Here is a 6529-nt window from a genome sequence, read left to right as displayed (position 1 = left end):
GCGGTTAGTTTGCCGCTAGCATGCTGCTTCGCGATTCTCTTTTCACCGCCGCCGAGCATAATTTTCTCCTGTTTCTTTCTTAGTTCATCAATCTTGTTTTGAACGGTTCCCATTGTGCACCTCGCTAAATGTGAATCACTACTTTTTGGCACTGAACCCTCGCCAAAAGTAGTGATTCCTATATTATGAAAATGGATCTTTTGCTCAACCAATCTTACAGTACATTTTGAGCTTTCAGTTCAGCTACTTCTTCACTGGAAAGACCTAACATCTCGGCAAGGATCTCTTCCGTATGTTGTCCCAAAAGCGGGGCAGGTCTTTCAACAGAACCAGGTGTTTCGGATAACTTAATGGGTATTCCAGCCATTTTTACTTTGCCTGCAGTCGGATGTTCAGTTTCTACAATCATGTTCCGGGCTATAACTTGTTCATTTTGCATAACCCGTTCGATGGTATTGATCGGACCACAAGGAATGCCAGCCTTGTCAAGGGCTTCAATCCATTCATCAACAGTTTTCTCTGGGAAGACGGTGTCGAGAATGGCTTTTAAAGCCTTCTGATTTTCGGTACGCTTCGGATTGGTTGCAAACCGTTCGTCCTCAATCAAGTCCGGTCTGTTGATCAGATTGCAGAAATCACTCCACAGGCGGTCATTACCCACGGCAATGATAATATAGCCGTCTTTAGCTTTAAATGCTTCAAATGGAGTAATCGATGGATGACGATTGCCAATCGGTTTAGGTGATACGCCGGAAGTCACATACCGCGCGATAGCATTTTCCAGAATCGCTACTTGGCAGTCCAGCATGGCAACATCCACTTTTTGACCAATACCAGTAACTTCCCGGTTATACAATGCAGTCAAGGTACCAATGGCAGCAAACAATCCTGCAGTGATATCACCTACCGATGCACCCACGCGAGTTGGTTCACCATCTTCATGTCCAGTAATGCTCATAATACCGCCCATGCCTTGAACAATTACATCATAAGCCGGTTTTTTACTGTACGGACCGGTATGACCAAAGCCCGAGCAAGCGGTATATATGATCTTGGGATTGATTTCTTTCAGGGTTTCATAACCCAAGCCAAGCTTTTCCATTGTTCCAGGGCGATAGTTTTCTAGCACGACGTCAGCTTTTTTGACCATTTCTTTAAAAATCTCTTTGGCTTTGGGATCCTTGAGATTTAAGGTCATGGAACGTTTGCCCCGGTTTAAGCTCATAAAATAGGCACTTTCTTTACCAACAAACGGTCCAAAAGCGCGAGAATCATCGCCTACTTTAGGTGGTTCAATCTTTATAACATTTGCCCCCATATCGGCAAACATCATGGCTGCGTAAGGGCCAGCCAACACTCTGGTTAAATCAAGCACTACTACATTCTCTAATGGCCGCATCAGTTTCTCCTCCTACATGTTTAATAGCACAGTTTCATTGTAAAGAATATTCGACAATTTTAGATCATTTTCCGCATAACATAAAAAAAACAGGACCTAACAGTCCTGTTTTTATTCCTAAGATTCATTAGTCAATTCCCATAATTTTATTAAATTCTTTTATATAATGACGAGTAACCGGAATATTGGTTTCGCGGCAATTCTCCAATGCCAGCACATACGTATTATTGAACCAAGGAATGACTTCCCGCACTTTCGTCAAATTGACTAAATAACTTTTGTGAGTCCGCAGAAAACCTTGTCCTGCCAATATTCCCTCCAAGTCTTTTAATGTCAGCTTAGTAAACATGGCACCTTGTTCGGTCTGCAATAAGGTTTGCCGGTTTTCGTCAGCTTTGGCAAAGAAAATTTCATTAGGCCGTAAAACCACCATTCGGTCTCTGGACCAAACGCAAATATTCGGAGGAAATAGTTTGTTGGGTTTAATCTCTGGCAAGTTCGGTTGCATAGGTACCGACGATTTCAAGGCCAATAATTTAGCAATACTTTTGTGAACCCGTTCATAGGAGTAAGGTTTTAGAATATAGTCCACAGCATTTAGTTCAAACGCCTTGGCGGCAAATTGATTATATCCTGTAGTAAAGACAATATGCGGCGGATATGTCAGTTCCAAAATTTCGCCAGCAATTACCAAACCGTTCTTATTTCGCATCTGGATATCTAAATAAACGACATCAGGATTTCGTTTCTGGATCATTGCCAGTACTTCGTCTCCATCTTCACATTCCCCGACAACGTCAATCTCACCGCTTTCCTCTAATAGAGACCTCAGTTCTGCTCGTGCCGGAAATTCATCATCAACAATAATGGCTGCTATTTTCATGATATATCCTCCTTATCCTGGGAAAGCCATAGATACGCAAGTTCCTTTACCTTCTTCACTCGTAATTGTCAGACCATATTCGGAGCCGTAGATAGCCTGTAACCGTTGATGAACATTAACTAGGCCAATGCTTGTTCTGCTTTCAGTATTTGCCTGCTCCCCCTGTAACAAGATTGCTAGCTTACTTGCAGGAATACCGACGCCATCATCGGTTACGGAAACAACATATCGCTTCGCAGAATCCCATCTTCCAGAAATCGTAACTCTGCCACCTGACTTTTTAGGATACAAACCATGCTTAATTGCATTTTCGACAATTGGCTGCAAGATAAGCGCCGGAATTTTTTTGTGATATGGTTCCGGAAACTCATAAATAACTTGTAATTTTTCCCGAAAACGGGCTGTTTCAATTTGTACATACGCATCCACATGATGAATCTCAGTCTCTAAATCCACCCATTCGCCGGCTTTTTCGAGATTATTCCGGTAAAAGTCCGCCAAGTTTAATAATAAATTTCGAGCCGTTTCCGGCTGACTCCGGCAATAATAGACAATAGTATTCAGAGCATTAAAAAGAAAATGCGGATTAATCTGAGACTGCAACGCCTTTATTTCTGCGGCGGCCCGCAAAGCCGAATATTGCTCCACTTTACTGGCTTCCAACTGAACAGAAATTAAGTGTGATAAACCTTTAATCAATTCGATTTCAAATGCGGTTATACTGTCAGGTTTTGTTTTGTAAAATCCGAGTGACCCGACGACGATTCCTCGTTCGGTGAGAGCTACTATAATTTTGGACTGCAGCGGGCAATTGGGATCCATACACCCGATTTCCTCCTTACTTCTGTCCAGTTTATAGTTGCCATTCGTAAGCACCTCTAGGGTGCTCTTTGTTTGAAGAATCTTATGATGATCATCTCCTGTCCCGACAAATGCCAATACATTATCCAACGAAGTGATCACTACGGCATCGATGCTGTCCACACTTTGATAAATGGTAGCCGCCGTATCATACGCCGATTTTTCGTTTAGACCTGATCGGAGAAAAGTCAGTGTTTTTTCAGCAATTTGCAATGCTAATCGCGCAGCTTTTCCCTCAAGTTTATCTCGCTCTTCGTAAATGGTGTCCATAATAGCGATAAGCATCGCAATCCCAATGGGGTTAATGATGAGCATCGAAGGACTGATCGCCTTTACTAATTGCACAGCATGATCAAAAGGCGGGGAAAAGAGCAAAATTAACATATGCATAGTTTCCAGCAACAATCCAAGCCCCAGAGCGAAGGCCCAACGGTTATGTGCGTTACTAAAACGGGAATAGTATAACCCGGCTAAAATCCCCTCCAGCACAGTGGACACCGAACTGGTTAAGGCACTCATTCCTCCCAGAAAATACCGATCCACCCCGGCAATTAAACCAGCACCCAATCCCACCCAGGGACCGCCTATCAGCCCGGCCGTAATGGCAGCCACCGCCCTAGTATTTGCGATGGCGTAAGTCGTTTGAAACCCGGCATGTGTCCCTAAAATTCCAATTATCCCAAAGAAAATCGCGTAGCTAACTTGTTCCCAAGGAGATAAATTCTGCTTTAGAATAGTATTACGAAAAACCTGAAATTTGGTGAGCAAAAAAACACAGCCTAATATCAGAATTAGTACCATGATTAAATGCTGAAATATATAATCAGGCAAATATTGTCGCCTCACTTTTTCCCTAATGATTGTTAATGAATATTGATTATTATTCAAATATCCTATGTAAAACAATTATACAAGTCCAACATCAAATTCCTCCATACTTACTTTTCTGTATTACTTTCCAGCAACATAAAAAGGAGTCTGCTTTGAACAGACTCCACCTTACAACAAACCAATTATGCATCTTATAATGTTAAAATCCAAGCTCTTATCGTTACCTTTATGGTGCGCCCGGCAGGAATCGAACCTGCGCACCCGGCTCCGGAGGCCGGCGCTCTATCCCCTGAGCTACGGGCGCATGAGCGTGACTTCAGCCACGAATAAGATTATAACACATCAAGTGCACCATGTCCAATCTTTTTTCGCATATTTTTTTACTAATTTTTTTCACCATGGTTACTTGGGGTTATTTAGCAGCCGTTGGAGTCTGACAATAAGGGCATATCCGCCATTCACGATTAAGTTCTTTGCCACAAGATGTACAAGCAGGCTTCAAGGTAAATCCGCAATAAGGGCATACTTTAAAGTCCTCCTTAACTTTGTTGGCACACATCTGGCAGGTAAACGTCTCTTCCACCGGTATGGCTTCGACATCAATAACATCTTGATTTCGCTGCGGCTTCAACGGTTGTTTCCTGCCAAGCAGCAGGTATAATGGTAAAAAAATAATTAATGCTGCCAAAGTCCCAGCAGACCATAATAGTGCAGTCATCTTATCATGCCCGCGTCCTCGTGCATCATTATATACCCAATAGGCGGCTATCGCACCAATTAATAAACTCAGACTCAGCGTCATACCAAAATACTCCCCTCTCTATACAGCACTACACATAAAATTATATCACGCTGCCACCAAACAGCAAAGAGAACACTAGACTTTTTGCGCTAGTGTTCTCAATCCTGCAAGTCGCCTCATTCTATCTACTGATTTCGTCCAGTGACTTGCCCTTAGTCTCCTCACCAAACAGCCATACAGCAATTGCTACAACAATCATAACCCCGGTAAACATAGTAAACACTTGTTCCATTCCCATGGGGCCAGCTAGCATATAACCGACAACACTAGGTGCCATGATTCCCCCAAATCGGCCAACGGCTGCCGCCCAGCCGGAACCAAAGGCCCGTATCCGGGTAGGATACAGTTCCGGGGTATAGGTATAAACAACCCCCCATGCCCCGAGATTGAAAAATGACATCAAACTGCCCCAAAGCAGCACTTCGCCCGCACTGCCCCCTTGCCCAAAGAAATAAGCACTCACAGCACTCATAGCCAAATAACTTGCCAGAGTTGCTTTGCGACCAATACGATCAACCAGGTACGCGGCGCTAAAATAACCAGGCAGCTGCGCCAGAGTCATAATTAATACATATTCGAAAGTCTTAACCACGGTATGTCCCTGCTGCACCATCAGCGAGGGTAACCAGGTGAATATACCATAATAGGAGTACACAATACCAAACCAGATAATCCATAGAATCATAGTGCGTTTTGCAAACTGCGAAGTCCATAATTCCTTAAACAGTACTTTCGTCTCAGGTTTTTTAGCCGTTACTGTAGTCATGGCAGCAGCCTGGCTAACAGGTTCACAACCAGCTAACTGTTCCAATTTCGTAACAATAGCCAATGCTTCGGCTTCGCGTCCCTTATCTATAAGGAAGCGTATGGACTCAGGCATGGCCAGTCTGATACAAAATACATACAGAGCTGGCAAGGCCCCAATAAAAAAGGCCATTTGCCACCCGAACTTGGGAATAATAAAGTAAGAAATAAGTGCAGCCACTAGCCAGCCAACCCCCCAGAAACTTTCCAATAAAACAATAAATCGTCCCCGGCTGGCAGGTGGTGAATATTCAGACATAAGTGTGGCTGCAACTGGTAGTTCTCCCCCCAGTCCAAAGCCAACAAGGAATCTAAACACAAGTAGTGATTCATAACTCCAGGCCAGACCACACAAACCGGTGGCTACACTATAAATAATTAGAGTTAGCGAAAATACCATTTTTCGTCCAAATTTATCGGCCGCTGAACCGGCAAGTACCGCACCAACAGCCATTCCCAGCAGCCCAATACTACCGATAAACCCCATTTGGGTAGCAGACAATCCCCACTCCTTTGCCAAAACAGGGAGCACAAACGCAATAATCCCTGTATCCATAGCATCAAACAGCCAGCCTAGGCCCGTCAACAACAATAATTTATAATGAAAGCGACTGACCGGGATTTGTTCCAACCGTTGAATGATCTCCATCTACATTACCTCCTATGTCTTTACACCTGTCTTGTCAGTATTATACCTCTTGTATATTGAAATGGCAACCACTTTTCCAAGAAATGAATCACATGCTGCCAACTTATATTTTGCCAAAATGTCTTAGACTATGACCTGAAAAACTCAGGTGTACATCGCTCCACTAGATTTACATTTCTCATGGCATCAGCATACGGTGATAACATCCGCGTAAATAAAAAACTGTCAGTGTCACCTGACAGTTACAGATTGTAGACAAAGCCGCTTTTATGCCGTAAGGCAAAAAGCGGCTTTCTATTT

5 protein-coding genes and 1 tRNA gene are annotated in these 6529 nt (G+C 43.4%); all 6 read right to left on the bottom strand.

Annotated features, from left to right (window positions below; all coding sequences use genetic code 11):
• Positions 1–214 precede the first annotated feature (214 nt).
• On the bottom strand, positions 215–1399 hold the full coding sequence (locus tag AC29Z1_RS06965; RefSeq protein ID WP_488270736.1) for a CaiB/BaiF CoA transferase family protein: 1185 nt from the start codon (positions 1397–1399) through the stop codon (positions 215–217).
• A gap of 127 nt (positions 1400–1526) precedes the next feature.
• Positions 1527–2282, bottom strand: coding sequence for a LytR/AlgR family response regulator transcription factor (locus AC29Z1_RS06960; RefSeq protein ID WP_488270735.1), 756 nt, complete (start codon positions 2280–2282; stop codon positions 1527–1529).
• Positions 2283–2294: 12 nt separating this feature from the next.
• Positions 2295–3974: a LytS/YhcK type 5TM receptor domain-containing protein gene (locus tag AC29Z1_RS06955; protein WP_488270734.1), complete on the bottom strand. Its 1680-nt coding sequence runs from the start codon at positions 3972–3974 to the stop codon at positions 2295–2297.
• A 229-nt stretch (positions 3975–4203) separates the two neighbouring features.
• Positions 4204–4278 (bottom strand) — tRNA-Arg (locus AC29Z1_RS06950).
• A gap of 108 nt (positions 4279–4386) precedes the next feature.
• Complete coding sequence (locus AC29Z1_RS06945; protein ID WP_488270733.1) at positions 4387–4776, bottom strand: zinc ribbon domain-containing protein; 390 nt, start codon at positions 4774–4776, stop codon at positions 4387–4389.
• Positions 4777–4897: 121 nt separating this feature from the next.
• Positions 4898–6229, bottom strand: a complete 1332-nt coding sequence (locus tag AC29Z1_RS06940) for an MFS transporter (protein WP_488270732.1) — start codon at positions 6227–6229, stop codon at positions 4898–4900.
• Positions 6230–6529 lie beyond the last annotated feature (300 nt).

Source organism: Sporomusa sp. (assembly GCF_057736855.1).
This window is presented reverse-complemented; position numbering and strand designations above follow the sequence as displayed.